The sequence below is a fragment of the Burkholderia sp. BCC1644 genome (assembly GCF_902833225.1).
GTDB lineage: Bacteria > Pseudomonadota > Gammaproteobacteria > Burkholderiales > Burkholderiaceae > Burkholderia.
Map to the genome: position 1 here is coordinate 1 of NZ_CADFEI010000013.1, position 26,433 is coordinate 26,433.

Consider the following 26,433-nt stretch of genomic DNA (forward strand, 5'->3'; position numbering starts at 1 on the left):
TGCGCTCCCTCTTACAGCACCTTGGCTTCGGTCTTCAGCTTCTCGACCAGCGTCTTCACGTCCGGCACCTTCACGCCGGCTGCGCGCTTCGGCGGCTCGACGACCTTCAGCGTCTTCAGACGCGGCGCGACGTCCACACCGAGGTCTTCCGGCTTCACGGTTTCCAGCGGCTTCTTCTTCGCCTTCATGATGTTCGGCAGCGTCACGTAGCGCGGCTCGTTCAGGCGCAGGTCCGTGGTGATCACGGCCGGCAGCGACAGCGACAGCGTTTCCGCGCCGCCGTCGACTTCGCGTGCAACCGTTGCCTTGCCGTCGGCCACCGTCACCTTCGACGCGAACGTCGCTTGCGGCAGGCCTGCCAGCGCGGCCAGCATCTGGCCGGTCTGGTTCGAATCGTCGTCGATTGCCTGCTTGCCGAGGATCACCAGTTGCGGCTGCTCCTTGTCGACCAGCGCCTTCAGGATCTTCGCGACGGCCAGCGGCTCGACGCTGTCGGTCGATTCGACGAGGATCGCGCGATCCGCGCCGATCGCCAGCGCCGTACGCAGCGTTTCCTGCGCCTGCGTGACGCCCACCGACACGACGATCACTTCGGTCGCGACGCCCGCTTCCTTCAGGCGCACGGCTTCTTCAACGGCGATTTCGTCGAACGGGTTCATCGACATCTTCACGTTCGCGATGTCGACACCGGATTGATCGGACTTCACGCCGACCTTCACGTTCGCGTCGACCACGCGCTTGACGGGTACGAGAATCTTCATGAAAAGGTTTCCTTCGGAAATCAGTAGGAACGGGGCAGTTGCAGCACGTGCTCGGCCACGTGCCCCAGAATCATGTTGGTGGAAATCGGTGCGACCTGATACAGGCGCGTTTCGCGGAATTTGCGTTCGACGTCGTATTCGCATGCGAAACCGAAACCGCCGTGCGTCTGCAGGCAGGCGTTCGCCGCTTCCCAGCTGGCCTTCGCGGCCAGGTACTTGGCCATGTTGGCCTCGACGCCCGCGTTCTGGCGCGCGTCGATCTTCTCGCACGCACGCCAGCGCATCAGGTTCGCGGCTTCCAGCTCGATGAACGATTCGGCCAGCGGAAACTGGATCCCCTGGTTCTGCCCGATCGGGCGGCCGAACACCTTGCGCTCGACCGCATAGTCGCGGGCCTTCTCCAGGAACCAGTAACCGTCGCCGATGCACTCGGCCGCGATCAGCGTGCGCTCGGCGTTCAGGCCGTCGAAGATCACCTTCAGCCCCTTGCCCTCGGTGCCGAGCAACGCGTCTTCCGGCAGTTCGAGATTGTCGAAAAACAGCTCGTTCGTCTCGTGGTTGACCATGTTGAGGATCGGACGCACGGTGAGGCCGTTGCCGATCGCCTTGTCCAGCTCGACGATGAAACACGACAGGCCGTCGCTCTTCTTCTGCACCTGGTCGAGCGGCGTGGTACGCGCGAGCAGGATCAGCAGGTCGCTGTGCTGCACGCGCGAGATCCACACCTTCTGGCCGTTGATGACCCAGCGGCCGTCCTTCTTCACCGCGGTGGTCTTGAGCTTGGTGGTATCGCTGCCGGTGGTGGGCTCGGTCACGCCCATCGACTGCACGCGCAGCTCGCCGGACGCGATGCGCGGCAGGTAGCGCTGCTTCTGCGCTTCGGTGCCGCTGAACACGATGGTGTTCATCACGTACATCTGGCCGTGGCACGCACCCGAATTGCCGCCGGAGCGGTTGATCTCTTCCATGATGACCGACGCTTCCGCCATCGACAGGCCGGGGCCGTCGTATTCCTGCGGAATCAGCGCGGCCAGCCAGCCGGCCTGCGTAAGCGCGGTGACGAACGCCTCGGGATACCCGCGCTCCTCGTCGATCTTGCGGTGGTATTCGGCCGGAAACTGGCTGCAGAGGCCGCGCACGGCATCGCGAATTTCCTGGTACTGGTCGGGGGCGGAAAAAATGGAGGCGCTCATGAATCCTGTCTCGTTTTTGGCATCGGTTAGGTCCATAATAAGTTTTGATGGATTCGTTAAAAAATAGAATTTTTTGATCGATGTATCAGTTTTCGGTATCGAGGACCCTGCGATGGATCTCAAGCAACTGCGCGCCTTCGTCACCGTGGCCGAGACCGGCAACGTCACGCGTGCGTCGACCCTGCTGAATCTCGTGCAGCCGGCCGTGTCGCGCCAGCTGCGCCTGCTCGAGGAGGACATGGGCACCGAGCTGTTCGAGCGCGGCCGTCACGGCATGCAGCTCACGCCGTCGGGCAAGACGATGCTCGAATATGCGCGGCGCATCCTCAACGAGGTGGCACGCGCCAAGGCCGAGATTCAGCCTACCGACGGGCCGGTTGCCGGCATCGTCAGCATCGGCCTGCTGGCCAGCACGTCGGACCTGCTGGCCACGCGGCTGGCGAGCGAGGTGGCGCGACGTTACCCGCACATCCGCCTGCGGCTCACGATCGGTTACGCGGGGCACCTGCAGGACTGGCTCGAAGCCGGCGACGTGGATGCCGCGCTGCTGTACGGGCAGAAGGAAACGCCCGCGCTGCACGTCAAGGCGCTGATCGAGGAAAGCCTGTGGGCCGTGGCCGCGCCGTCGGCCGGGCTGTCGCGCAAGCTGCCGCTCGCGTTGTCGCGCGTGGCGAGCGAGCCGTTCATCCTGCCGTCCGCGCCGCAGGGCCTGCGCGCGGCGATCGAGCACGCGGCGGCCGAGGCCGACGTGACGCTGCGGGTCGTCACCGAAACCAATGCGCTGAGCGTGCAGAAGGACCTGGTCGCGCAAGGCCACGGCTGGACGATCCTGCCGGCCGTCGGCGTCACACGGGAAGTCGAGCAGGGCACGCTGAGCGCGGCGCCGCTTGCGGCCCCGGGCATCAAGCGCACGATCGTGCTGGCCGCGCCCAGCAGCCGGCAGGCCACGGCGCCGGTGCGGTGCGTGGTGGGCGTGCTGCTCGACTGCGTGAAGGCCACGTTCGACGAGGGCCACTGGCCCGATGCGCGCTGGCTGGGCTAGGGGCCGCGCATGCCCGTTATTGACGTGAACGGGCACGGGGAAGAAGGGTACGAACTAGAGCCGCTCCTGCAATTGCCGCCTCATGAGCTTGCCATTGCTGTTGAACGGCAGTTTGTCGATGGGGATGAAACGCGCGGGATGCTTGTAGGGCGCGAGTTGCTCGCGCAAATACCGGCGCAACGCGGTTTCGTCCAGCGCGCGGGCGGCATCGAGCTCGACGAACGCGACGACGGCCTCGTTGCCGTCCGCTTGCTTCTGGCCGACGACGGCCGAGTTCAGGATGCCCGGAAAGCGGTTGAGCGCCTGCTCCACTTCGCCCGGATACACGTTGAATCCGGAGCGGATGATCATCTCCTTGAGCCGCCCGACGATGAACAGCGCGCCGTCGTCATGCAGCTCGCCCAGGTCGCCCGATGCGTACCAGCCGCCTTCGCGCATCACGTCGGCGGTGGCCTGCGGGTCGCGGAAATAGCCGGGCATCAGGCCCGTGCCGCGCAGCCAGATCTCGCCGCGCGCGCCGGCGGGCAGCGCCTGGCCGGTGGCGGGATCGACAATGCGCAACTCCGCGCCCGGGAAGGCGTAGCCCGCGCTGGTGTCGCCGCGCGTTTCGCCGAGGCGGGTGGCGTGCAGCGAGCCCGCGTATTCCGACAGGCCGTAACCGTGATGCAGCGTCTGCGCGAACAACGCCTCGACCTGCTGCTTGAGCGCCAGGTCGAGCGGCCCGGCTCCGGCGTAGAGATAGCGCAGGCAGGGCGCCTCGGGACGGACGATGCCTTGCTCCGCGCAATATCGCAGCAGCCGGGAGAACAGCATCGGCGGCCCCTGCACCTGGCTCACGCGCCGGTGTGCCAGCGCGTCGAACAACTCCGCCGGTTCGAACTGTGGCCGCATTTCCAGTGCCGCGCCCGCGTGCAGCGATGCCAGTAGCACCGTGCCGAGGCCGAAGATGTGCGTCATCGGCGCATACGCGTAGACGCGGTCGTCGGGGCCGAGCGCGCGCGACTCGGCCGACACGCGTGCGAAATGCAGCACACCGCGGTGGGTCATCATCACGCCCTTGGGCGCGCCGGTGGTCCCGGACGTGAAGATGACGGCCGCCACGTCGCTGGCCAACGGTTCCGGCTCGACTCGCGCCGCGGTATGCACGGCACTGCGCGCGAGGCCGTTCACGCATGACGGGCGGGCGTCGTGCCGCGCCGCATGCGCGCCGGCCGCCGGCGAAACGCCCGACGTGAAGTACAGCACGCGCGCATCGGCCTTGCCCGCGAACGCGTCGACTTCGCCCGGCGCCATGCGCGCATTGACGCCGCACGACCACGCACCGACGCGGCTGCACGCGATCAGCAGCGCGGCATGTTCGGCGCAGTTCTCGGCCACGACCAGCACGCGGTCGCCGCTGCGTACGCCGTCGTCCCGCAGTTCGCGTTCGAGCGCATCGGCCAGCGCGCCGACGTCCGCATAGCTCAGGCTGCGATCGGGGAGATGGATGAACGGGCGCGCGGGGGCCTCGGACAGCCAGCGATCCAGCAGTTCATGAATGCGTGCGGTCATGCTCGATGCTCCTCGTCCCTCACTGCGATACGCATGCGACGGCCGGCCGGCTCAGGCGAAGCGCACCAGGTCGTCCACGTCGGCACGCGTGGTGCGGAACTGGTTGACCGGATGCGCGTCTTCCGCGTAGCCGAACGAGATGCCGCAGATCATGTGCTGCGTATCGGGAATGCCGAAATACTCGCGCACGAAGTGGGCATGACGCGCCAGCGCGCCCTGCGGCGTAGTCGCCACGCCGTGTGCATAGGCCGCGATCAGGAACGACTGCACGAAGCCGCCGGCATCGACGAGCGCATACGGGCCGAGTTCCACCGGCACCGTGATGATCGCCACGTGCGGCGCGTCGAACATGCGGAAATTGCGGAATGCCTGCTCGGCGCTGCGCTCGCTGTCCTTCGGGCCGATACCCAGCGACGAATACAGCGCAATGCCCGCGCCGCGCCGGCGCTCGCCGTAAATGCCGTCGTAACGCGGCGGGAAGGGCAGGTCCGATTCGTTTTCCGGATGTTCGTTGACCCGCTGCATCAACGCCTGGCGAAAGCGTTCGGTGCTTTCGGGCGTTTCGGTGATGACCAGTTGCCACGGCTGCACGTTGCACCATGAAGCCGAGCGCCCCGCCATGCCGACGATGCTGCGGATCAGTTCGAGGTCCAGCGCCTGGTGCCGGTACGCGCGGCAGGTCGAACGGCCGCTCGTCAGGCGATCCAGTGCCGCGAGTTCGGGGATGGGGGATGTCATGTCAGTAGCGTCCTTGCCAGTTGCCCGGCCCGCGCGCCTCGGCGGCGCGATGGGCACGAGCGGAAAACCGCGGGGGACACGCGCGACGATTGCGCCGGCGGCCGCAGGGCGGTGCGCGCGACGCTGTCGGCGGTCGTGTTCGCCCGCATCAGATGAACGTACCCTGCGCGCGCAAGGCGTCAATGCGCGCGTCGGGAAGCCAGTCCTGCAGCGCGGCGATCGCGTTGTCGGTCGTCGGCGGCGCAGGCGGTTCGGGGTGTGCCGCGGGCGTGCGCGAAAAACGCGGGCCGGGTGCCGGATGCGTGACGCCGTCCAGATCGATGAACGTGCCGCGCGCCTTCACGTGCGGATGGTCGGGCGCTTCGTCGAAGTCGAGCACGGGCGCCACGCATACGTCGAGATGGCCGAGCCGTTGCGCCCACTCGTCGCGCGTGCGTTCCCTGAACTTCTCGGCGAGGATCTGCTTGGCTTCGGGCCATTGCGCGCGATCCATCTGCGCCTGCAGCCGCGGATGGTCCTGCAACCCGAGCTGTTCGAGCAGCAGCCGGTAGAACTTGCCCTCGATGGGGCCGACGCTGACGTACTTGCCGTCGGCGCACGCGTACACCTCGTAGAACGGCGCGCCGGTGTCGAGCAGGTTCGTGCCGCGTGCCTTGTCGAGCATGCCGGCCGCATGCAGGCCCATCGTCACCGTCATGATCGAGGCCACGCCGTCGACCATCGCGGCGTCCACCACCTGACCCTGCCCGGAACCGCGCGCTTCGAGGATGCCCGCGAGCAGCCCGAAGGCCAGGTACAGCGAGCCACCCGCATAGTCGCCCAGCACGTTGAGCGGCGGCGTCGGCGCCTGCCCGGCGCGGCCCATCGCATGCAGCGCGCCGGTGATCGAGATGTAGTTCAGATCGTGCCCGGCCACCTGCGACAGCGGGCCGTCCTGCCCCCAGCCGGTCACGCGGCCGTAGACGAGGCGCGGGTTGCGCGCGAGGCACGGTACGGGGCCGAGACCGAGGCGCTCCATCACGCCGGGGCGAAAGCCCTCGATCAGGCCGTCGGCTCGCTCGATCAGTTCGAGCACCATTTCGACCGCGGCGGGATCTTTCAGGTCGACGCGCACGGACTTGCGATTGCGCAGGCCCAGGTCGAATTCGACGGGGCGCGGCGCGCCGAGCCCCGAAGGTTCCTTGCGGTCCACGCGGATGACGGTCGCGCCCAGGTCGGCCAGGAACATCGCGGCCAGCGGCCCGGGGCCGATGCCCGCGATCTCGACGATCCGGATGCCCGCGAGCGGGCCGCGACGGGGTGGCACGGCTGGCATGGTCAGATCACTCCCTGTTCGCGCAGTTGCTGCAGGCGATCCTCGGACAGCTTGAGCAGCCCCCGATAGATCTCGTCGTTGGCGGCGCCGAGTTCCTGCGCCGGCTGGTCGAACTGCACGGGCGTCTGCGACAGCTTGATCGGCAGGCCCATGCCCATCGCGTCGACGTCGGCCAGCCCCGGGTGCTCCAGCTTCACCACCGCGCCGCGCGCCTGCAGCACCGGGTCCTTCAGCACGTCGAGCGGCGAGCGCACGGCCGCGGCCGGCACGCCACGTCGAACCTGCAGTTCGGCGATGACTTCCTCGGTGCTGCGACAGCTCGTCCAGTCCTCGATGATCGCGTTGATCTCGGCCGCATGCTTCATGCGCGGGCCGCGCGTTGCGTAGCGCGGGTCGGTGACGATCTCCGGCCGGCCCACGGCTTCCATCAGGTTCTGGAACCAGTCGGGCTGGAACGCGACCATCGCCACGTGGCCGTCGCGCGTGCCGTAGACGCCGAACGGCACCAGCCGGTCCTGGAAATTGCCCGAGCGCTTCGAGTAACCGTGCTTCAGGAACACGTCGAAATGCTCCTCGGCCACCAGCGACGACAGGCAGTCGAGCATCGACACCTGCACCGACTGGCCCACGCCGGTGCGGCCACGGTGAATCAGCGCGGCGAGGATGCCGTTGACGGCGTACAGCGGCGTGATCAGGTCGGCGATCGGCAGGCCCGAGCGGGTCGGCGGGCCGTCGGCGAAACCGGTCACGTCCATGATCCCCGATAGCGCCTGGACGATGATGTCCATGCCCTTCAGGTTCTTGTACGGGCTCGGTTCGCCGAACGCCTTGATCGACGCATAGACGATCCGCGGATTCACCTGGCGCACGCTCTCGTAATCCACGCCCAGGCGCGCCGTCACGCCCTCGCTGGCGTTTTCGATGACGACGTCGGATTCCTTGACCAGTTCCATGAACAGCGCCTTGCCCTGTTCCGATTTCAGGTCGAGCGTGATGCTTTTCTTGTTGCGTGCGCGGTTGAGGATGGTCAGCGACACCTCGTCGTCGCCCTTGACGCCGAAGTGGACGCCGTCCTTGCCGACATAGGGGGGATTGTTGCGCGCGATGTCGCCGCCGCCCGGCGATTCGACGCGGATCACTTCGGCACCCATGCCACCCAGCAGCAGCGATCCGTACGGGCCGGCCAGGGCCACGGTCAGATCGAGCACTCGGATACCTTCCAACGGTCTTGCAGCTGACATGCTTGTCTCCTGAAACTGGCCTGCGGCCGGTGCGCGGCCCGAATGCGCCGGGCGCGGCCCGCAGACAGTTCTTTATGCCTGTTCGATGCCCGACGCTTCCCGGACCGGGAAAACGTCGGCGGATTACCGGATTCAATAAGACTTCGGCAACCCGAGCTTGCGCTCGGCAATGTTCGACAGAATGAGTTGCGGAGTGACAGGGGCAATGTAGCCGATCCACGCCTCGCGCATGAACCGCTCGACGTGATACTCCTTCGCATAACCGAAGCCGCCATGCGTGAGGATCGACGTCTGGCACGCATTCATGCACGCCTCGGACGCCAGCAGCTTCGCCGCGTTCGCCTCCGAGCCGCACGGTTGCCCCCGGTCGTACAGGTCGGCCGCTGCGAAGATCATGTGGTTCGCGGCTTCCAGCTCAGCCCAGTTGCGCGCGAGCGGATGCTGCACGCCCTGGTTTTGCCCGATCGGGCGGCCGAACACGACGCGCTCCTTCGCATATTGCGTCGCCAGGTTGAGCACCGCGCGGCCGATGCCGACCTGCTCGACGGCCACCAGCACGCGCTCGGCGTTCATCCCGTGGAAGATGTAGCTCAGGCCCTTGCCTTCCTCGCCGATCAGTTCGTCCTTCGACACCGGCAGGTCGTCGATGAACAGCTCGTTGGTGTCGACCGCCGCGCGGCCGAGCTTGTCGATCTCGCGGATGTCGACATACTTGCGATCGAGCTTCGTATAGAACAGGCTCAGCCCCTCGCTGTGCTTCTTCACTTCCTCGATCGGCGTGGTGCGCGCGAGGATCAGCATGTGGTCGGCCACCTGCGCGGTCGAGATGAAGACCTTCTTGCCCGAGATCAGGTAATTGCCGTCAGGCTGCTTCTTCGCGACCACCTTGAGTTTCGTGGTGTCGAGGCCCGTGTCCGGCTCGGTCACCGCGAAACAGGCCTTGTGTTCGCCGCGCGCGAACGGCGGCAGCCACGCCTTCTTCTGCGCTTCCGTGCCGAAATGCACGACCGGCTGCAGCCCGAAGATGTTCATGTGGATGGTCGACGCCGCCGCCTGCCCGCCGCATTCGGCGACCGTGCGCATGAACAGCGCCGCTTCCGTCACGCCGAGGTTCGCGCCGCCCACGTCTTCCGGCATGCAGATGCCGAGCCAGCCGCCGCTCGCGACGGCCGTGAAGAACTCGTGCGGGAATTCGTGATTCTTGTCCTTGTTGCGCCAGTACTCGAGCGGAAAGTCCGCGCAGATCTTCTGCGCGGCATCGACGATCGCGACCTGGTCGGGGCTCAGTTGGTAGTCCATGTCAAATTCTCCTGCGGAAACGAGGTCAAGCCTGGCTGGCGGGGCGCAGCATCATCAGGCCCGTGCGCACGGCCGTGCACACGATCTCGTCGCGCTGGTTGCGGGCCACGTGCTTGAAGGTGACGATGCCCGAATCGGTGCGGCTCTTCGACAGGCGCGCCTCGACGATCTCGGTCTCGACGCGGATCGTGTCGCCGTGGAAAGTCGGCTTCGGGAACGCGATCTCGCCGAAGCCCAGATTACCGAGCGTCGTGCCGAGCGTCGTTTCGTACACGGTGATGCCGGCCACCAGCGCGAGCAGGAACATGCTGTTCACGAGGCGCTGGCCGTACATCGTGTTCTTGCTGTATTCGGCGTCGATGTGCAGTGGCGCGCAGTTGTAGGTCATCGCCGAGAACAGCACGTTGTCGGTCTCGGTCACCGTGCGGCGGATCGCATGCTCGATCACCATGCCGGGCTTGAATTCTTCGAAGTAGAGGCCTGCCATTTTGTGTCTCCTGACGTATTCGGGTGGGTAATCAGCGGTTGAACGACTGCGCGAGCGCGATGATTTCGCGTGCCGTTTTCGCGTGGGCGATGTCGATGTGCTCGCCGTCATAGATGCACGACGCGCGGCCTTCCGCCTGGGCCTGGTCGAGTGCGTCGATCATCCCCTGGTAGAACGCGACTTCCTCTTCGGTGGGGCTGTAGGTGCGGTTGACGATCTCGACGTTCGACGGGTGCAGCACCAGCTCGCCGCTCATGCCGAGCTGGCGATCGTTCGCCGACGAGACCTTGAGCCCGTCGAGGTCGTGCACCTGCTGCCACACGCCGCCGATCGGCAGCTTGCCGGCGGCGCGCGCGGCCATCACGATGCGCGACTTCAGGAACTGGGTTTCGCGGCCTTCGAGCGACCAGACGGTCTTCAGCGCGCGCGCCACGTCGGCGTTCTTCGCGGTCGCGCCGACGATCGCAGGCACCCGATCGTGCTGCGCGATTTCATACGCGAGTTGCAGCGAGCGGGCGGTTTCCAGCAGCGGAATCACCTTGGTGTGACCGACCTCGACGCCGGCGCGGTACTCGGCTTCGGCCAGCATCGACGACACGGTGTGGATGTCTTCCGGCCCGCACGGCTTCGAGATCACGATGCCCTCGACCACCGGGTTCACGATGGCCAGGATGTCGTCGAAGTCGTACAGGTGCGCGCTGCGGTTGATGCGCACCCAGACGCGCTGTTTTTGCTCGGCCAGCCAGGCCAGCTTGGAGCGGACGATCTCGCGCGCCTCGACTTTCTGCGCCGGCGGCACGCTGTCCTCGAGGTCGAGGATCAGCGCATCGGCGCCGGACTGAATGGACTTCTCGATCCAGGTCGGCTTGTTGCCCGGAACGAAAAGGAAGGAACGGATCGGTTTCATCTGCGTCGTCATGACTGTCTCGGCCTGTTGTTGGGGGGCATCGGATACATGCGTCAGGTTTTACCTAACAACTGGTAGTTAGTTTGATGCGCAAATGCCGAGACCGTCATTGGGGTTTATACCGAGACGCAGACGCTGTGGTGCAGTGGCGCGCACGCCGGTTCCGGGTTCGAGGGCGGCGCACGGTGGGGGTCGGCTGCGAGGCAGGGCGCGGCAATCAGCGCGACGCCGGCCCTGCGCCGGAGAAGAACAGGGTGCAAAGCTGGTCGGCGACCCGCTCCAGCGAGCCCTTTTGCGGGTTGAACCACGACTGGATCGAGTTGATGCTGCCCAGGATGTGGATGCGCGCGAGGGGAATGTCCACGTCGTCGCGGAGCCTGCCTTCGGCACGCAGGTCTTCCAGCAACCCGTTCCAGAGCGTCTGGTGATGTTCGCGCCGCACGACCTGCCGTTCGCGGATCGTGTCGGGCAACTGGCCCAACAGCCGGCCGTGCGCGACCGCGAAATCGCCGTGCATGACGAGGCCGCGCATCTGCCCGAGTACCGCCGCACGGAACCGTTGCTCGGCGGTGGCGCCGGCGCCGAGTGCGCCCAGCTGCTCGTTCAGGTGATGGAGGATGTGCAAGGCACCTTGCTCCATCACCGCTTCGACGAGTTCTTCCTTCGACGCGAAGTGGTAGTAGATGCTCGCGGCCTCGATGCCGGCCTGATCGGCAATGTTGCGCATCGTCGTGGCCGAATAGCCTTGCAGGCCGAACGTGCGGGCGGCAAAACGGATCAGCGATTCACGCGTCTCGCACGTACCGGCTGAATTCGATTTCGATCGTTTGGCCATTCCCCTGGTTGCCTGTACATGGTGAGTCATGCCGACATACTAACAGTAGTTAGGTTGGTGCCAGGGGAATCGGAATGCGCGAACGGATCGCCGCGCGAAGCAGGCGATCCGTTCGTTGTCCGTCCGGTCGGCACGGTGCGCGGTTGCGCGCACCGGCCGTGTACCGGTCGTGGTTCGCGTTACAGCGCGCCCTTGAAGAACGGCGCGAGCACGGAGACTGCTTCATCGACGTATTGCGGGACGTCGTACAGCGACATGTGGTTCGCGCCTTCGACCACATGGAAACGCTTGTCGGCGCTGGCGGCACGTGCGAACAGGTCGTCGCTCATCCACTTGCTGCCCGCGACGCTGCCGGCCACGATCTGCAGCGGCTGCGTGAGGAACGCTTCGGCCTTGTTATACGCGTCGTACGTGATGATCTGGTTGAGGCTGCGGGCGGTCATGAAGCCGGGCGCGTTCGGGTGTTCGCAGCGCGGCGTATGGTAGTACTCCCATGCTTCTTCCAGTTCCTTGTTCGGTGCATCTTCCTTGCGCATCGGCGCGAGCGGCAGCGTGGCCAGTTGCGCGCCCGACGCATCGCTGGTGCGTGCCTGCGAACCGTGCGCGATGTACGGGATCGCATCGGCGTCCTTCACGTTGTTGTCCCAGCCGTTGCGGAACATCGAACCGATGTTGACCGCGCTGACCGTGCCGAGGGCCTTGATGCGCCGGTCGTTGATGGCCGCGTTGGCCGCGTAGCCGCCGCCCGCACAGATCCCCATCGCGCCGATCCGCTCGACGTCGACGTACGGCAGCGTGGTCAGGTAGTCGACCACCGCGCTGACGTCTTCCGTGCGGATATACGGGTTTTCGAGCTGGCGCGGTTCGCCGGTGCTTTCGCCTTGATACGACGCGTCGAACGCGATCGCGACGAGACCGTTCTCGGCCAGTTTCTGCGCGTACAGGCCGGCCGTCTGTTCCTTCACGCCGCCGCCCGGATGCGCGACGACGACGGCCGGGTACTTCGCGTTCGAATCGAAACCGGCGGGAACGTGGATCACGGCGGCAATCGTGACGCCCTGGCCGTTCAGGTTCTTGAAGTTGACTTTCTGCATGATGGGTAACTCCAGTGGTGGGTGGCAACGAGGTGATGTGATGCCATGGTAGGCAAGAAATTGATTCGGATATATGGGCTAAAACAGACTTCAGTGTTAAGCCTGACTTTACAGAATCTGAGGCACACGCTTCGCCACGATGCGTTGCCCAAGGCCGCGATTGTTAAGGCTGGCATACGACTGATGTCAGATTTGCGCGCTTGAGTAATGCCAATCGGCCCCTACGATAGGAGGGTCCGCCGCACCACCGGCCCGGGCCGCGTGTCGCGAGTCCAGCGTCGGTGAGGCGAGCGCCACATCACCGCGGCGTCGAGCCGCACGTTCCACTCCATGCCGCACCGTGAACGCACCGCGTGCGGCAGCCAATCAGGGATTCCCATGACTCAAGCATTTCAGACGCTGTTCCAGCCGCTCACGTTTCCGAACGGCGTCACGTTCCGCAACCGCGTGCTGATGGCGCCGATGACGACCTGGTCGTCGCATCCGGACGGCACGATTTCCGATCAGGAACTCGCGTATTACCGCCGCCGCGCGAACGGCGTCGGCGCGGTGCTGACCGGCTGTACGCACGTGACGGAAAACGGCATCGGCTTCACCGACGAATTCGCGGCGCACGACGATCGTTACGTGCCGAGCCTGCGCAAGCTGGCGGACGCCGCGAAAAGCGGCGGGGCGCCCGCGATCCTTCAGATCTTTCACGCGGGCAACAAGGCCGTGCCGACGCTCGTGCCGGATGGCGTGCTCGTCAGCGCGAGCGCGATGAAGGCGCCGCCGGGGCCGTTCAACAGCGGCGAGCTCGAGAGTCGCGCGCTGACCCACGACGAAATCGGCGAGATGATCCGCGCGTTCGGCGAAACCACGCGACGTGCGATCGAAGCCGGTTTCGACGGCGTCGAACTGCACGGCGCGCACGGCTTCCTGATCCAGAATTTCTTCTCGCCGCGCTTCAATCAGCGCACCGATGCATGGGGCGGCTCGCTCGAGAACCGGATGCGTTTCCCGCTTGCGCTGGTTGCCGAACTCAAGCGCGTGATCGCGCTGCATGCGGATCGTCCGTTCGTGCTCGGTTACCGAATCTCGCCGGAAGAGCCCGATGCGGACGGGCTGCGCATCGACGATGCGCTGACGCTGGTCGATCGCCTGATCGTCGCGGGCATCGACTACATCCACGTGTCGCTGACGGACCTGCTGAATGCGAAACCGCTCGATGCGAGCGACGAGCGCCGCACGATCGAGCGCGTCGCCGCCATCGTGCAGGGCCGCGTGCCGCTGATGGCGGCCGGCACGATCAGGACGCCCGAGCAGGCGGAAGCCGCGCTTGCGCTGGGCGTGTCGGTGGTGGCGGTGGGCAAGGGGCTCGTGATGAACCCCGGCTGGGTCGAGCATGCGCAGCGAGGCGACGCTGCCGCGATCAATACGCAGTTGAATCCGTCCGATGTGCCGCAGCTCGGGATTCCCGACAAGCTGTGGGGTGTCATCGACGCGACGACCGGCTGGTTCCCGGTGCAGCGCGACACGCGTTCGGCCGCCTGAAGCAGCGATGCCGCCGGCGGGGTAACCCGGCGGCGGCATCGGTCGCGGCGCGGCCGCAGCGCCTACAGCGTGAGCTGCAGGCTAGGGCGAATCTCGAGTTCATTGACGAGCACGCCCGGCGGTTGCGCGAAGCTGTACACCAGCGCGCGGGCGACGTCGTCGGGCAGCAACGCGCCGATCGCGTCGCGACGCTCGCGCATCGCTTCGGCCGGGACGTTGTGCCCCCATTCGGTATGCACGGCGCCGGGGTAGAGCAGCGACACGCGGATGCCGTCGCCGGCCAGTTCCTGCCGCAAGCCTTCGCAAAAGCCGCCGACCGCGAACTTGGTCGCGCAGTACACGGCCCAGTTCGGTGCCCCCGTCTTGCCGCCGACGCTGGACACGGTAGAAATCATCGCGCCCGCGCGCCCCTTCATCAACGGAATGGCCGCGTGCGTGCAATGCAGCATGCCGTACAGGTTCGCGTCGATTTGCGTACGCCATTCATCGGGCCGGCTGTGTTCGAACGCACCGGCGATGCCCATGCCCGCGTTGTTGAACAACAGATCGAGCCCGCCGAAGTGCGCACGCACGGTGTCGAACAGCGCGGCGACCTGGGCGGCGTCGGAGACGTCCGCCGCCACGGCAAGCGCCGCATCGCCCAGCTCGGCGGCGAGCGTGTCGATCCGTTCCTTCCGGCGCGCGGTCAGGACGACCTTCATGCCTTCGGCGACCAGCAGGCGCGCGGCCGCTTCGCCGATGCCGCTCGACGCACCGGTAATCACGGCGATCTTGCCGTTCAGCTCCTGCAACTTCATCCGTGTCACCTCTTACATGAAGTACGGCTTGTCGCCGTCGCTGCCGGGCTGGTTGACGCCGAGGTTCTCGCCCACGTGCAACTCGGGCGCAGCGACGATCCGCACGATCAGGTCGCCCACGCTCTTGCGCGACACCACGGTGCCCTTGAACGGTTCGTTCCTGCCCGTGAGTTCGTAGTCGACTTCATCTTCGTCCGTCAGCCAGGCCGGGCGCAGGATCGTGTACTGCAGGCCGGACGCCTCGATCGCGTCGGCCGAGCGGCGGTAGGGCTTGAGGTCTTCGCCGATGATCGCGTTGTTCCAGTCGCCGAACTTGCCGGGCACTTCGTCGTAGATGCCGAGCGAGAGCACGAAGACGAGGCGCTTGACGCCCGCCGCCTGCATCGCCGCGATCACGCTCGCCGCCTGCGTGTCGAGGTTCGCGCCGGCAAGGTTCGCGTAGACGATGTCCTGCCCTTGCACCGTATTCAGCAACAGCGCCCGGTCGAGCACGTCGCCGGTCACGACCCGCGCGTTCGCCGGCGTATCGCCGAGATTCCTGGGATTGCGCACCAGCAAGGTTTGACGGACATTCCTGTCGGCCGCGAGTGCGTCGATCACCCAGCGGGCGATCTGGCCGTTTGCGCCCAGAATGAGGACGTGCTTCACGAGATGACTCCTTTTACGATGATTGCGATGGGTCGGCCGGCATGCGGGCCGGCGCGCACGCGGCGCGCCCGATCTCCCGGCACGCCGGCCGAGCCCGTCATGCGCCGATATAGGCGCCGTTGTCGACCACCAGCACGCGGCCGGTCACGGCCCGGCTCAGGTCGCTGGCGAAATAGAGGATCGCGTTGGCCTGGTCGTCCGGCTGGGTGAAGGGCAGGTCCTGGTTCGCGTACTTGCCCGCGTATTCGACCATCGTCGTGCCGCCCGGCAGTTCGCCTGCCGCCCAAGCCTGGGCCATCGGCGTGTCCGTATTGCCGGGCGCCACCGCGTTGCAGCGGATGCCGGTGCCCGAGAAGCGCACGGCGATGTTGGTCGTCATCGTGTTCACCGCGCCCTTGGTCGACGTGTAGGCCACGCCGCCGACCGGCAACGAGCCGTTGATCGACGTGACGTTCACGATCACGCCTTCGTTGCGCGGCAGATAGTGCTGGATCGCTTCGCGGCAGAAGCGGAACACGCCCGCGTAGTTGACCTGCACGACCTGGTCGAAGTGCTCGTCCGAGCACTCCTCGATGGAAACCATGTCGCCATAACCGGCGTTGTTGACCAGGATGTCGACCTGGCCGAAGGCGTCGATGGCCTGCGCGAAGACCGTCTTCGGCGCGCTCGGGTCGGCCGAGTCGGCCAGCACGCCGATGGCCTTGCCGCCCGCCGCGACGATGCCGTTCACGGCCGCGTCCAGGTCGGCCTGCTTGCGCGCGGTCAGCACGACATTGGCGCCTTCCTGCGCGAACAGTTGTGCAGTCGCGAGGCCGATACCCTTGCTGGCGCCGGTGATGATGGCGGTCTTTCCGGAAAGCAGTGATTTCATGGGAAATGATTTCGTATGGTCAAAAGAAAACGGGCGTGTGCCACGCCCGTCCGGTGAGTGGCGTTGCGGCTGGCCGTGACGCCTGGGGCCAGCGCAAGCCAGTTATTGGCGTGAACAGGCCTTAGAGGCTTTCCTTGAAGAACGGCACGACCTGCTTCATCGCGATGCCGACCGGTTCGGGTTTGTCGTACAGGTCGTAGTGCGACCAGCCTTCGGCCACGACGATCCGCTTGTCCTTCGACGCCGCGCGGCCGTAGATCTCCCAGCCGTCGCGATACGCGCCGAAGCCGCCCGGCTTGTCGCCGATCACGACCAGCAGCGGCTGGGTCAGCAGCACTTCGGCGTTCAGGAACGCATCCCAGCCCATCGCGGCGCTGCTGAACGACATCAGCTGGCTCGTGGCGCCGTTGGGCTGCTGGCCGCGTGCGGTCTTGTAGTACTCGGTGGCTTCGAGCACGTCGATGTCGGTGATGCCGGCCTGCTTGCCGGCTGCCACGGAGTCGGGCAGCAGGTTGGCGACGTGGCGTTCGACACCCTGTGCTTCGGCGGTACGCATCGACGCCATGTTCTCGAGGAACTCGACCGGCTTGAAGGCGGCGAAACCTTCACGGATCAGGCGGCCGTAGTTCACGCCGGTGATCGACACCAGCGCCTTGATGCGGTGGTCGGTAATGCCGGCATGCACGGTATAGGCGCCGCCGCCGCATACCCCGATCGCGCCGATGCGGCCGGCGTCGACGTACGGCAGCGACTGCAGGTAGTCGACCGCGAAGCGGATGTCGGACACGCGGATCGACGGGTCTTCGATGAAACGCGGCAGGCCGCCGCTCGCACCCTGGAAGCTCGCATCGTGCACCAGCACGACGAAGCCTGCCTCGGCCAGCCCCTTCGCGTAGATGTTGCCGGCGGTCTGCTCCTTGCAACTGCCGATCGGATGCGTGCTGACGATGGCCGGGTACTGCTTGCCCTCGTCGAAACCCGGCGGGAAATAGAGATCGGCGGCCGTGTCCCAGCCGAGGTTCGGGTAGGTGACGGTCTTGATCGGGGTTGTACTCATGAATTGCTCCAGTGTGACGGGCATGGCGGCCTGGTTCGCGCCCTGCGAGGACTTGCTTCGACGTGCGTCGGGAAAGCGGCGCGTGCGCCGAGGCGGCCGGGGTAGCGCATGGCGGCACGTCGTACGGCGACGTGGGGTTCGTTCCAGTACACGTCGTGCACCGGCTTGCGTGGCTGGCGATGTGCGACTGCGAATCGTCGCTCAATCGGCGATGCGTGATGTCAGGTTCAAATGGTAGGAACCGAATCCACCATCGACAAGCGCCGCCCGGCTACTACACATGTAAGTCCCGCTTAACAATGCAGGAACCGGCTTGTCCCCCTGGAAGGTGATGCCCTGCGGTGCACGTGCCTCCTATCATCGGTCTCGTCGTTTGCCCTCGCGAACGCGACGACAACGATCACAACCCACAGGAGACGTGTCCATGACATTCAGCGTGTCGTGCCGGCCCCGGCATCGAGCCGTGGCAGCCGGCCATCCGGCGAGGACCCCATGACTTCAACGACAGTGACAAGCCAGGCATTGCACCTGGAACGCACGCCCGTGGACGGTGCGTGTCCCGCGTGCGACGCGATGATGCTCGCGCGTTATCCCGTGCATTCGGAGGGCGGCTGGTTCGACGTCGTCAAATGCCAGGCATGCCTGCATTCCATCCGGCGCGAGCCGGCGTCCCGGCTCGGGCCCGTGCTGCGCCTGCTGTCGGACACCCTGTAGGAGAGAACCCGGATGATTGCTATCGACGTAGGCGGTACGTTTACCGATGTGGTCTCGCTGCGCGACGGCCGCATCGAGACCGCCAAGATCTCGACGGACTATGACGACGTGACGAAACCGATTCTCGCCGGCGCGCGCGAATTGAACGTCGCCGACGCCAAGGCCTTCAACCACGCCAGCACGCACGGCCTGAACGCCGTCATCACGCGCCGGCTGCCGAAGATCGGATTCCTGACGACCGAAGGTCACCGCGACATTCTCGACATGGGGCGCGTCTGGCGTCCCGCCTCGGCGATCCTCGATCCGCGGTGGCGCCGCAGCTTCGGCGACGCGACGCGCCCGCTGGTGCCGCGCTATCTGCGCCGCGGCATCCGCGAGCGGATCCTCGCCGACGGCTCGGTGCTGTTCCCGCTCGACGAAGCGCAGGCGCGCGAAGAGCTTGAAGTGCTCAAGCGTTGCGGCGTGACCGGCGTGTCGATCTGCCTGCTCAATTCATACCTGAATCCTGCCCACGAAGTGCGTCTCAAGGCGCTCGTGCGGGACGTGCTCGGCGACGTCGCCTGTTCGATCTCGAGCGAGGTTTCGCCGCTCGCGCGCGAGTATCCGCGTGCGTCGACGACCGTGATCGACACCTTCATGAAGATCATCTACGCGGACTACACCGAGCGGCTCGAGAACGGCCTGAAGGCGGCGGGCTTCGGCGGCGAGCTGAACTTCGCGGACTGCGCGGCGACGCTCGTCCCGGTGCGGCGCGCGATGGAGCAGCCGTACCGCATCGTGTTTTCCGGCCCGTCGGCGGGCGCGATCGGCAGCGCGCACTTCGGCGCGATGATCGGCGAGCCGAACCTGCTGTGCGCCGACGTCGGCGGCACATCGCTCGACATCAGCGTGGTCACGGGCGGCGCGCCGTTCGTCAACACGTCGTTCGAACTCGAGCACGACATGGTGGTGAACGCGCTCGCGATCGACGTCACGGCGATCGGGGCGGGCGGCGGCAGCATCGTCGCGATCGGGCCGGCCGGCGAGATCCAGGTCGGGCCGGCGAGCGCCGGCTCGACGCCGGGGCCGGCCTGCTACGGCCGCGGTGGCACGCAGCCGACCACCACGGACACCTTCCTGATGATCGGCGTGATCGACGAGCACGGCTTCGCGAACGGCGCGATCAAGCTCGACCGTGCGCTGTCGCGGCAGGCGTTCGAGCATCTCGATACGGGGTTCACGCTGGCCCGGCGCGTGCGCTACGCGTACGAGATCGCGATCCACAACATCGCCGAAGGGCTGCTCAACGTGGCGATCAAGAACGGCATCGACCCGCGCGACTACAGCCTGATGGCGTACGGCGCGGCCGGGCCGATGCTGTTGCCGGGCGTGCTCGATACGCTCAAGTGCAAGCAGGTGATCGTGCCGCCGAATCCCGGCCTGTTCTCCGCGCTCGGGCTGCTGTCGGCCGACCAGGTGTTCACCGCCAGCCGCAGCCACTACGCGATCCTCTCGGCCGAACTCGCGCCGCAGGTCGACGCACTCTACGCAACGATGGAAGCGCAGCTGCGCGAAGGGCTCGATGCGGGCGCACGCGTCACCTTCGAGCGCAGCTTCGACGCGCGCCTGGCCGGCCAGAGCTGGGAAACGCCGTTCGTGCCCGCGCCGAACGGCACGATCGACGCGGCCGCGATCGACACCATGATCGCCGCGTTCCACCACAGCTACGAGACGCGCTCGGGCAACCGCTTCGAGGCCTTCCCGGTGCAGGGCGTGACGTTCCGCGTGCGCGCCGTGCTCGAAACGCCGAAGGTCGCCTATCCGGAGCTGCCGGCGCGCGGCGCCGAGCCGCTGCGCCCGGCCGGCCGCACGACGCTGCGCTACCTCGGCGACCTGTCCGACGCGAGCGGCGAAGGGCGCCAGGACGCGGCCGTCTATCACCGCGACGCGCTGCGTCGCGGCGACGTGATCGACGGCCCGGCCGTCGTCAACGAAGGCTTGTCGACCACGCACATCGGCGCGCGCCAGACCGCGACCGTGGGCCGCTTCGGCGAAATGCTGATCCGCAACAAGGAATGAGCGCACCATGAATCTCCTGACCGATATCGCCGCCGCACCGCGCGCCGGCGACACCCATGCGCGCATCCGCGCGCTGTCCGATGCGCAATTCCTGGAGCGGTACGCATGCGAGCGCTTCACGGCGTCCGTGCTGATCAACCGGTTGCGCTACGCGGTCGAGCACATGTCGACCGGCTTCATGCGCGAAGCGTTCTCGCCGATCATTCGCGACTGGTACGACTTCGCGTGCACCCTCAGCGGGCCGCCGGAGATGGACTACCCGATGCCGGTGGTCAGCAACAGCCTGGTCGTGTTCCTCGGCACGATGGGCGACGCGGTGCGCAACGCGGTACAGGAATACGGGCCGCACAACCTCGAACCCGGTGACGTGCTGATCTGCAACGACCCGTACCGCGTCGGCACGCACGTCAACGACGTCTGCTTCATCCGTCCGGTGTTCGTCGACGGCCGGCTCGTGTCGTTCGTCAACATGCGCGCGCACCAGCTCGACATCGGCGGCGTCGTGCCGGGCGGCTTCTCGGCGAGCAAGCGCAACGTCTACGAGAACGGCCTCGTGATTCCGCCGATGCTGCTGTGGTCGAAAGGCAAGCCGGTGCGCTCGACGTTCAGCCTGATCTTCGACAACTCGCGCTTCGGCGGCCTGCTGCTGCCGGACTTCCACAGCATCGCCCATCAGCTGGAACTGGGCGAGCGGCTGGTGCGCGAAAACATTGCGCGCTACGGCCTCGAGGCCTATTTCGGCAGCCTGGCCTACGCGTGCGACGTTTCGGCCGAACGCATGCGCGACGCGATCGGGCGGATTCCTGACGGCGACTACACGGGCTCCGCGCTGATCGACGCGGACGGCGTCGATGACAGCGTCGACTATCGCGTCAACATCACGCTGCGCAAGCGCGGCCACCGGATCGAGGCCGACCTGTCAGGCAGCTCCGCGCAGGCGCGCTCGTCGATCAACTGCGGCATTCTCGATGCGAAGACGGCGCTCGGCGTCGCGCTGACGCTGTTGCTCGACCCCGAGGCGCCGTTCACCTCCGGCACCTGGCGCGACATCGACCTGGCCGCGCCGGCCGGCACGCTGCTGACGTCGCTGCCGCCCGACGGCGCGATCATGATGTTCTGGGAGAGCAGCGGCGCGCTGGTCGCGGCGATCCTCAACGCGCTCAACCCGGTGCTCGGCGAGAACGCGGTGGCGGGCGACTACGGCTCGACCAGCACGCACAACGCATACGGCGTGACACGTGCCGGCACACCCTGGGCCAACGTCTGCCAGTGCGGCGGCGAGCACGGCCCGTGGGGCGCGACCAAGGAGGCGGACGGCGACAGCTACACCGTGCTGCTGACGCTCAACAACCTCGATCCGGCGACGGAATCGATCGAGGCCGATTCGCCGGTCGTGCTGCTGCGCAAGGAGCATGCGATCGACGGCGGCGGCGCGGGCACGCATCGCGGCGGCGCCGCGCACCTGAAGGACACGCTGTGGCTGACGGCCGCCGATCACCACAGCTCGCCGTTCCGCACGCGCGAACCGAGCGGCGTCGGTGCAAACGGCGGCAGTGCGGGGCCATGCGGCGGCGTCTGGTTCTTCCCGCCCGCACGCGATGCGGACGGCCGCCCGGACGCGCTGCTCGGCACCGGCCCGGACGTCTATGCGGCCAGCACGCCGGTCGCGGGCGTGCTCGACCCGCAGAGCAAGGTGCTCGACCCGCAGCGGGGGCGCTACCACTACTACGGGAGCCAGCCGGTGTGGAAGACCGAGCCGGGTGCGATCTCGCGCTACATCACGAACGGCGGCGGCGGGTGGGGCGATGCGTTCGCGCGCGATCCGGCGAAGGTGCTGGCCGACGTGCGCGACGAGTACGTGAGCATCGCGGGCGCGGCGCGCGATTATGGTGTCGTGGTAGTTGGTGATCCGCTTCGGGACCCGGAAGGGCTGCGTATCGACGAAGCCGGCACGCAACGCCTGCGCGCGGCGCGCTGACGGCGTTCGAACGCGAAACGTTCGCGTACGCACGGCCGGATGCGTCTGGTCGGCTCGCCGGCCGTGCGCGGGTCGCATAGAGGAAAACACCAGCTATCAAACGTCACCCCGACTACCTAACATTTGATCGGTTCGGTTTCCGCCCCGGCGTCACACGCGGGCCGGAACCGGCATTCGATCAATCCACCCTGTTGGGGCAGACGGAGGCGAGCTTGTCCGGTGCGGCAATCAGATCGACCCATCCGCTCGACAGCCTGATCGGCGCGATCGGGAGCGCCGCGTTTCCCGAGCGGTTCGGCGCGTCGCTGCACGCTCTGTGCGGCGCGGAGCTCGCGTTCATTTTCCGGATCGTCGACGCGCGCCCCGTCGAGTTCGTCTCGATCGGCTGCGACGGGTCCGACCGTGTCGAGCACGTGCGCAACACCTATCTCGGCGGCCGATGGTGGCAGTTCGACGACGAGATCAACGAACTCGGAACGAGCAGGGGCGACGACTGCCGTCTGCTGAAGACCGACTTCAAGCTGTCGGCACCGCCGCGCCTGCGGCAGACCCTTTACGGGCAGCTGAACATCCGCGACCGGGTGCTGATGGGCGGCCGCGTCGACGGTCATCCGCTCGTGCTCGGCGTCACGCGCCCGGAACAATACGGCCCGTTCGCATCGCGTCACGTGGATGCGCTGGCCGACCGCGCCGCGACGATCCTGTCGATCGTCGCCAGGCATTACGACCTCGCGATGCGCGCGCGCCGGCTGCCGAGCCTGCTGACCGACCTGGCCGAGATCGAGCGGCAGATCGCGCTGTCCGGCGAGCGGCTGACCACGCGCGAATCGGAGGTTTGCGCGCGCTATCTGTACGGCCTGCCGACGTCGGGGATCGCGGCCGATCTCGGCATCGGCGCGGAGACCGTCGTCACGTATCGAAAGCGCCTGTATGAACGATTGTCGATCGGCAGCCACCGGGAACTGCTGCTCTGGTATCTGAATCTCTGCAGCTACCTGCAATGAAGGCCTGCGCGGTGTCGCAGCTCCGCCTTTTCGCTTCCAGTGCCCGTTATTCCGAAGCACGGAACGGTATCGCCGCGCGAATTGACTTGCCTGCACGCCGGAATCAGGCTGCCTCACATTGCGTCCAGCCGCCGTGCTGCCAGGGCCGCCCGCGACCGCTGCGCCGCGGCGATCGCCGGACGGCATGCGCTTGTCGGACGCAAACGCCCAAATGCGCTGATACGCGTGTTGCGGCCATGGTGCAAGCCGTTCGCGGGGTTTTACGTCTATGCGCCGACCCGGACGCAGATGCCGGCCAAGGTCAGGGCGATCATCGATTTCCTGGTGGAGAAGCGGGAAGCCATTGCGGCTTCCCTCGGTCGAGCGTCGGCGGTACCCGGTCGTTGACTGTCAACCCACGAGACGCAGGCCGGGTGTCGCCCGGTGCAGCCAACGAAACCACCCCGATGTACGGAACGTCGAAACACGCCGAATTGACACCCGGCAGCCCACCCCCTGTAATCGAACGATCAGGGAGGGGAATCGTGCGATGTTCGTCGCGCGTTTTCCAGAGGGTTGACAACCTCGAACGTATGCACTTGCAACGTTCGACAACCAGAGGCGACGAACATGATCGACGGACTGACCGTCCGGGTCGCGGCGAAACATGACGAAGCCGCCGACATCTGCGGTTTCGAACTGGTTCACGCGGACGGCCTGCCACTGCCGCCGTTCTCGGCGGGTTCGCATATCGACGTGGTCGTGCCGGGCGGGCCGACGCGCCAGTATTCGCTGTGCAACGCGTCCGACGAACATCATCGGTACCGGATTGCCGTGCTGCGCGACCCGAAATCGCGCGGCGGGTCGGCCGGCATGCACGATCGCGTGAATGCCGGCGACACGCTGACGATTAGCGCACCGAGGAATCACTTCGCGCTCGCGCATGACGCGACGCACAGCCTGCTTCTGGCAGGCGGCATCGGCGTGACGCCGATTCTCTGCATGGCGGAACGGCTGGCGCGCATCGATGCGTCGTTCGACATGCATTACTGCACGCGCTCACGCACGCGCACGGCCTTTCTCGACCATATCGCGCACGCACCCTATGCCAGCCGCGTGCAGCTTCATTTCGACGACGAAGGCGAAAACCAGCGCTTCGATATCGCAGCACGGCTCGCGGCTCCCGCGCCCGGCACGCACCTGTACGTATGCGGCCCGAAGGGCTTCATGGACGCCGTGCTGACCACCGCGCGTGCGACCGGATGGCCGGAAGCGCAACTGCATTACGAGTTCTTCGCGGCCGACGCGCGACAGACCGGTCGGGATGGCCGGTTCGAAGTCGAGATAGCAAGCTCGGGCAGGGTGATCGTCGTCGAGAAGAACGAATCGGTCGTGCGGGCACTTGCGAAGGCCGGCATCGCGATCGAGACGTCGTGCGAGCAGGGCGTGTGCGGAACGTGCGCGACCCGCGTGCTCGCGGGCGAACCCGAGCATTTCGATCTCTGCCTGACGCCCGACGAACGCGCGGCGAACGACCAGTTCCTGCCGTGCTGTTCGCGGTCGAAATCCGCGCGGCTGGTTCTGGATCTGTAACGAGCGTGCGTCGACGGCCGGTTCCGGCTCGTCGTACCGGATGCGAAATGCAGTGCGCCGCGCGAACCCGTCGCGAGGTCTGCGGCGGATTCGTGCGGCGCGGTACGTCGACACGGCGACCGGAGTCGCCGCGATGCGTCAGAACTTGTGCCGCATCGCGATGCGAAGCGCGACCTGGTGATTCGACGTCGACGGCGTCAACTGGTTGATCGACGCGACCGCGCTGCGGCCGGTCGAATCGGTTCCGCTTGCACGCTGATACGTGCCGACGAAGTAGAGGTCCGTGCGTTTCGACAGGAAGTAGTCGGCACCGACCGACGCCTGGTTGTAGTGAGCGCCCCCGACAGCATCCGCGCCGCTGTTCTTCGTGTAGACATAGTTCGCGCCGACGATCAACGCCGGCGTGATCTGATACTTCACGTTCAATTCCGCGTTGTTGAATTTCGCGGTACCGCCGATCCCGCCGGCCGGCACGGGGCCCGACGTGGTATCGCCGAGATGGCGGAACTGCGTATTCGAATACGTCGCGCCCAAGGTCAGCGAACCGATCGTATAAGCGGCACCGGTGCCGATCACCTGCAGCGTATGCGCCGATGCATACCCCGAAATCACCGGCGACGCACCGAAGTTCGAGCCGGGCACCTCGTTGACCGTCGCGGCGACAGTTCCCCCCGATCCGTAGAAGGACGTATTCGGGTTCCGCACGTTGAGGTAGCCCGCGCCCAGCGACAGCGGGCCGTTCGCGTAGCTGGCGCCGGCCGACCAGATCTGGTTGCGCCCGGTGCGGCCCGGCACGCCGCCCAGCGAGTAGAGCGCGGTCGCGGTCAACCCGTGAAATACCGGGCTGGTGTACTTGATCGCATTGTTGACGCGGTTGGTGTTGTTGAAGTTGTCGTTGTCGGACGGATGGGCGGCCAGGTAGCCGCCCCATTGATCGCCCGCCTCGAGCAGGCCGACCGAATCGACGACGGAGTCGTATTGACGCCCGAGGGTGACGACGCCGTACGGGCCGGAAAGCCCGACATAGACCTGCCGGCCGAATTCGAGTCCGCCCTGGCCGAGCTTGCCGGTGTTGACGTCGAAGCCGTTTTCCATCACGGCCACGACGCCGTAGCCGCCGCCGAGATCCTCCTTCACGCGCAACCCCCAGCGGCTTCCGTTCAGCACGCCGCTCGCGAGACTGTAGAGGGGATGGCCGGATGCGTTGCTGACGTAGTTGACCCCTTCGTCGAGGATCCCGTACAGCTGCACGCTGCTCTGCGCATGTGCCGTGCCGCAGGCGCACCCTACCGCTGCGCAAAGCGCAATCGTCTTTCTCATTGAACGTCTCCAAATTTCTTCTGAATTTACGTGTCGTGACGTAGCAATCAGCGGGCGATTCAATGATTCGGATGACTAAACGAAATGGCTCTACGGAGGTCTTTTTCCAACCACCTGTCCATCCGGATCGACCGAACCTGCAACGTCCCGCTGCAGCAACGTTCGGTGATTAGATGCGTGGCCGATATCACCGTCAATCGATCGGGCGATCCGATTCCGTGCAGTGAAACTGACGTGCCGCGAGGCCCTGCGCTCCGCGTGGAGACCCTTAAGGGTAAAGCCGCAGCGCGCGGTCTCGAACGCGTTTTGCCGCGATCGTCCGGCGTTGCGAGCGATACGTCGTGGGGGATGTGGGCGAGATCGATCGCTGGCGTATGCGTGCCTCCGATCGATCGTGGAAGGGTGATGGTGCAGCGCG

At 66.4% G+C, this 26,433-nt stretch carries 23 protein-coding genes; 7 read left to right on the plus strand and 16 right to left on the minus strand.

Annotation, left to right across the window (positions count from 1 at the left end; translation table 11 throughout):
• Window positions 1–11: 11 nt before the first annotated feature.
• Together HWX87_RS24395 and HWX87_RS24400 are read right to left on the minus strand one after the other, a co-directional pair.
• Window positions 12–761 (minus strand): electron transfer flavoprotein subunit beta/FixA family protein, encoded by a 750-nt coding sequence (locus tag HWX87_RS24395; RefSeq protein ID WP_176049665.1) that lies wholly within the window; start codon window positions 759–761, stop codon window positions 12–14.
• 20 nt (window positions 762–781) lie between these two features.
• Window positions 782–1,954 carry an acyl-CoA dehydrogenase family protein gene (locus HWX87_RS24400; protein ID WP_059241687.1) on the minus strand — a complete coding sequence of 391 codons (1,173 nt, stop codon included), beginning with the start codon at window positions 1,952–1,954 and terminating at the stop codon, window positions 782–784.
• A 112-nt stretch (window positions 1,955–2,066) separates the two neighbouring features.
• On the opposite strand from HWX87_RS24400, the gene HWX87_RS24405 reads away from it, so the two are divergent.
• The gene (locus HWX87_RS24405; RefSeq protein ID WP_176049666.1) at window positions 2,067–2,996 is read left to right on the plus strand and encodes a LysR substrate-binding domain-containing protein; all 930 of its coding nucleotides are present in this window, start codon (window positions 2,067–2,069) and stop codon (window positions 2,994–2,996) included.
• Between the two features lie 54 nt (window positions 2,997–3,050).
• On the opposite strand, the gene HWX87_RS24410 is transcribed toward HWX87_RS24405, so the two are convergent.
• The 9 genes from HWX87_RS24410 to HWX87_RS24450 all read right to left on the minus strand — a co-directional run bounded on the left by HWX87_RS24410 (window position 3,051) and on the right by HWX87_RS24450 (window position 12,463).
• Complete coding sequence (locus tag HWX87_RS24410) at window positions 3,051–4,547, minus strand: class I adenylate-forming enzyme family protein (RefSeq protein WP_176049667.1); 1,497 nt, start codon at window positions 4,545–4,547, stop codon at window positions 3,051–3,053.
• A gap of 51 nt (window positions 4,548–4,598) precedes the next feature.
• Window positions 4,599–5,285 carry a nitroreductase gene (locus HWX87_RS24415; protein WP_176049668.1) on the minus strand — a complete coding sequence of 229 codons (687 nt, stop codon included), beginning with the start codon at window positions 5,283–5,285 and terminating at the stop codon, window positions 4,599–4,601.
• Between the two features lie 148 nt (window positions 5,286–5,433).
• On the minus strand, window positions 5,434–6,600 hold the full coding sequence (locus HWX87_RS24420; protein WP_176049669.1) for a CaiB/BaiF CoA-transferase family protein: 1,167 nt from the start codon (window positions 6,598–6,600) through the stop codon (window positions 5,434–5,436).
• Between the two features lie 2 nt (window positions 6,601–6,602).
• Window positions 6,603–7,841 (minus strand): CaiB/BaiF CoA-transferase family protein, encoded by a 1,239-nt coding sequence (locus tag HWX87_RS24425; protein ID WP_176049670.1) that lies wholly within the window; start codon window positions 7,839–7,841, stop codon window positions 6,603–6,605.
• A 132-nt stretch (window positions 7,842–7,973) separates the two neighbouring features.
• Window positions 7,974–9,140, minus strand: a complete 1,167-nt coding sequence (locus HWX87_RS24430; protein WP_176049671.1) for an acyl-CoA dehydrogenase family protein — start codon at window positions 9,138–9,140, stop codon at window positions 7,974–7,976.
• Between the two features lie 25 nt (window positions 9,141–9,165).
• Window positions 9,166–9,627 (minus strand): MaoC family dehydratase, encoded by a 462-nt coding sequence (locus HWX87_RS24435; protein ID WP_069751361.1) that lies wholly within the window; start codon window positions 9,625–9,627, stop codon window positions 9,166–9,168.
• 31 nt (window positions 9,628–9,658) lie between these two features.
• Window positions 9,659–10,546 carry a CoA ester lyase gene (locus HWX87_RS24440; protein ID WP_059241700.1) on the minus strand — a complete coding sequence of 296 codons (888 nt, stop codon included), beginning with the start codon at window positions 10,544–10,546 and terminating at the stop codon, window positions 9,659–9,661.
• A gap of 205 nt (window positions 10,547–10,751) precedes the next feature.
• Window positions 10,752–11,369: a TetR/AcrR family transcriptional regulator gene (locus HWX87_RS24445; protein ID WP_176049672.1), complete on the minus strand. Its 618-nt coding sequence runs from the start codon at window positions 11,367–11,369 to the stop codon at window positions 10,752–10,754.
• 179 nt (window positions 11,370–11,548) lie between these two features.
• Window positions 11,549–12,463, minus strand: coding sequence for an alpha/beta hydrolase (locus tag HWX87_RS24450; RefSeq protein WP_175688213.1), 915 nt, complete (start codon window positions 12,461–12,463; stop codon window positions 11,549–11,551).
• A gap of 378 nt (window positions 12,464–12,841) precedes the next feature.
• Between HWX87_RS24450 and HWX87_RS24455 the strand changes: the two genes are divergently transcribed.
• Window positions 12,842–13,996 carry an NADH-dependent flavin oxidoreductase gene (locus HWX87_RS24455; RefSeq protein ID WP_176049673.1) on the plus strand — a complete coding sequence of 385 codons (1,155 nt, stop codon included), beginning with the start codon at window positions 12,842–12,844 and terminating at the stop codon, window positions 13,994–13,996.
• Between the two features lie 62 nt (window positions 13,997–14,058).
• Here HWX87_RS24455 and HWX87_RS24460 read toward each other — a convergent pair whose 3' ends face one another.
• The 4 genes from HWX87_RS24460 to HWX87_RS24475 all read right to left on the minus strand — a co-directional run bounded on the left by HWX87_RS24460 (window position 14,059) and on the right by HWX87_RS24475 (window position 17,369).
• Entirely contained in the window at window positions 14,059–14,793 is a 735-nt protein-coding gene (locus tag HWX87_RS24460) for an SDR family oxidoreductase (RefSeq protein WP_176049674.1), read from the minus strand.
• Window positions 14,794–14,805: 12 nt separating this feature from the next.
• Window positions 14,806–15,441: an SDR family oxidoreductase gene (locus HWX87_RS24465; protein ID WP_176049675.1), complete on the minus strand. Its 636-nt coding sequence runs from the start codon at window positions 15,439–15,441 to the stop codon at window positions 14,806–14,808.
• A 97-nt stretch (window positions 15,442–15,538) separates the two neighbouring features.
• Window positions 15,539–16,312 carry an SDR family oxidoreductase gene (locus tag HWX87_RS24470; RefSeq protein WP_176049676.1) on the minus strand — a complete coding sequence of 258 codons (774 nt, stop codon included), beginning with the start codon at window positions 16,310–16,312 and terminating at the stop codon, window positions 15,539–15,541.
• Window positions 16,313–16,433: 121 nt separating this feature from the next.
• On the minus strand, window positions 16,434–17,369 hold the full coding sequence (locus tag HWX87_RS24475) for an alpha/beta hydrolase (RefSeq protein ID WP_176049677.1): 936 nt from the start codon (window positions 17,367–17,369) through the stop codon (window positions 16,434–16,436).
• Window positions 17,370–17,861: 492 nt separating this feature from the next.
• Here HWX87_RS24475 and HWX87_RS24480 point away from each other — a divergent pair, with 492 nt between their 5' ends.
• From HWX87_RS24480 to HWX87_RS24500, 5 genes are all read left to right on the plus strand, one after another.
• Window positions 17,862–18,083 carry a hypothetical protein gene (locus HWX87_RS24480; protein WP_176049678.1) on the plus strand — a complete coding sequence of 74 codons (222 nt, stop codon included), beginning with the start codon at window positions 17,862–17,864 and terminating at the stop codon, window positions 18,081–18,083.
• 12 nt (window positions 18,084–18,095) lie between these two features.
• Complete coding sequence (locus HWX87_RS24485) at window positions 18,096–20,141, plus strand: hydantoinase/oxoprolinase family protein (RefSeq protein ID WP_176049679.1); 2,046 nt, start codon at window positions 18,096–18,098, stop codon at window positions 20,139–20,141.
• Window positions 20,142–20,148: 7 nt separating this feature from the next.
• On the plus strand, window positions 20,149–22,119 hold the full coding sequence (locus HWX87_RS24490) for a hydantoinase B/oxoprolinase family protein (protein WP_176049680.1): 1,971 nt from the start codon (window positions 20,149–20,151) through the stop codon (window positions 22,117–22,119).
• Between the two features lie 212 nt (window positions 22,120–22,331).
• The gene (locus HWX87_RS24495; RefSeq protein WP_176049681.1) at window positions 22,332–23,123 is read left to right on the plus strand and encodes a LuxR C-terminal-related transcriptional regulator; all 792 of its coding nucleotides are present in this window, start codon (window positions 22,332–22,334) and stop codon (window positions 23,121–23,123) included.
• Window positions 23,124–23,732: 609 nt separating this feature from the next.
• Window positions 23,733–24,695 (plus strand): PDR/VanB family oxidoreductase, encoded by a 963-nt coding sequence (locus HWX87_RS24500; RefSeq protein ID WP_176049682.1) that lies wholly within the window; start codon window positions 23,733–23,735, stop codon window positions 24,693–24,695.
• A 138-nt stretch (window positions 24,696–24,833) separates the two neighbouring features.
• On the opposite strand, the gene HWX87_RS24505 is transcribed toward HWX87_RS24500, so the two are convergent.
• A complete protein-coding gene (locus HWX87_RS24505; protein ID WP_060341767.1) occupies window positions 24,834–26,015 on the minus strand; it encodes a porin in 1,182 nt (393 codons plus the stop codon).
• Window positions 26,016–26,433: the final 418 nt, after the last annotated feature.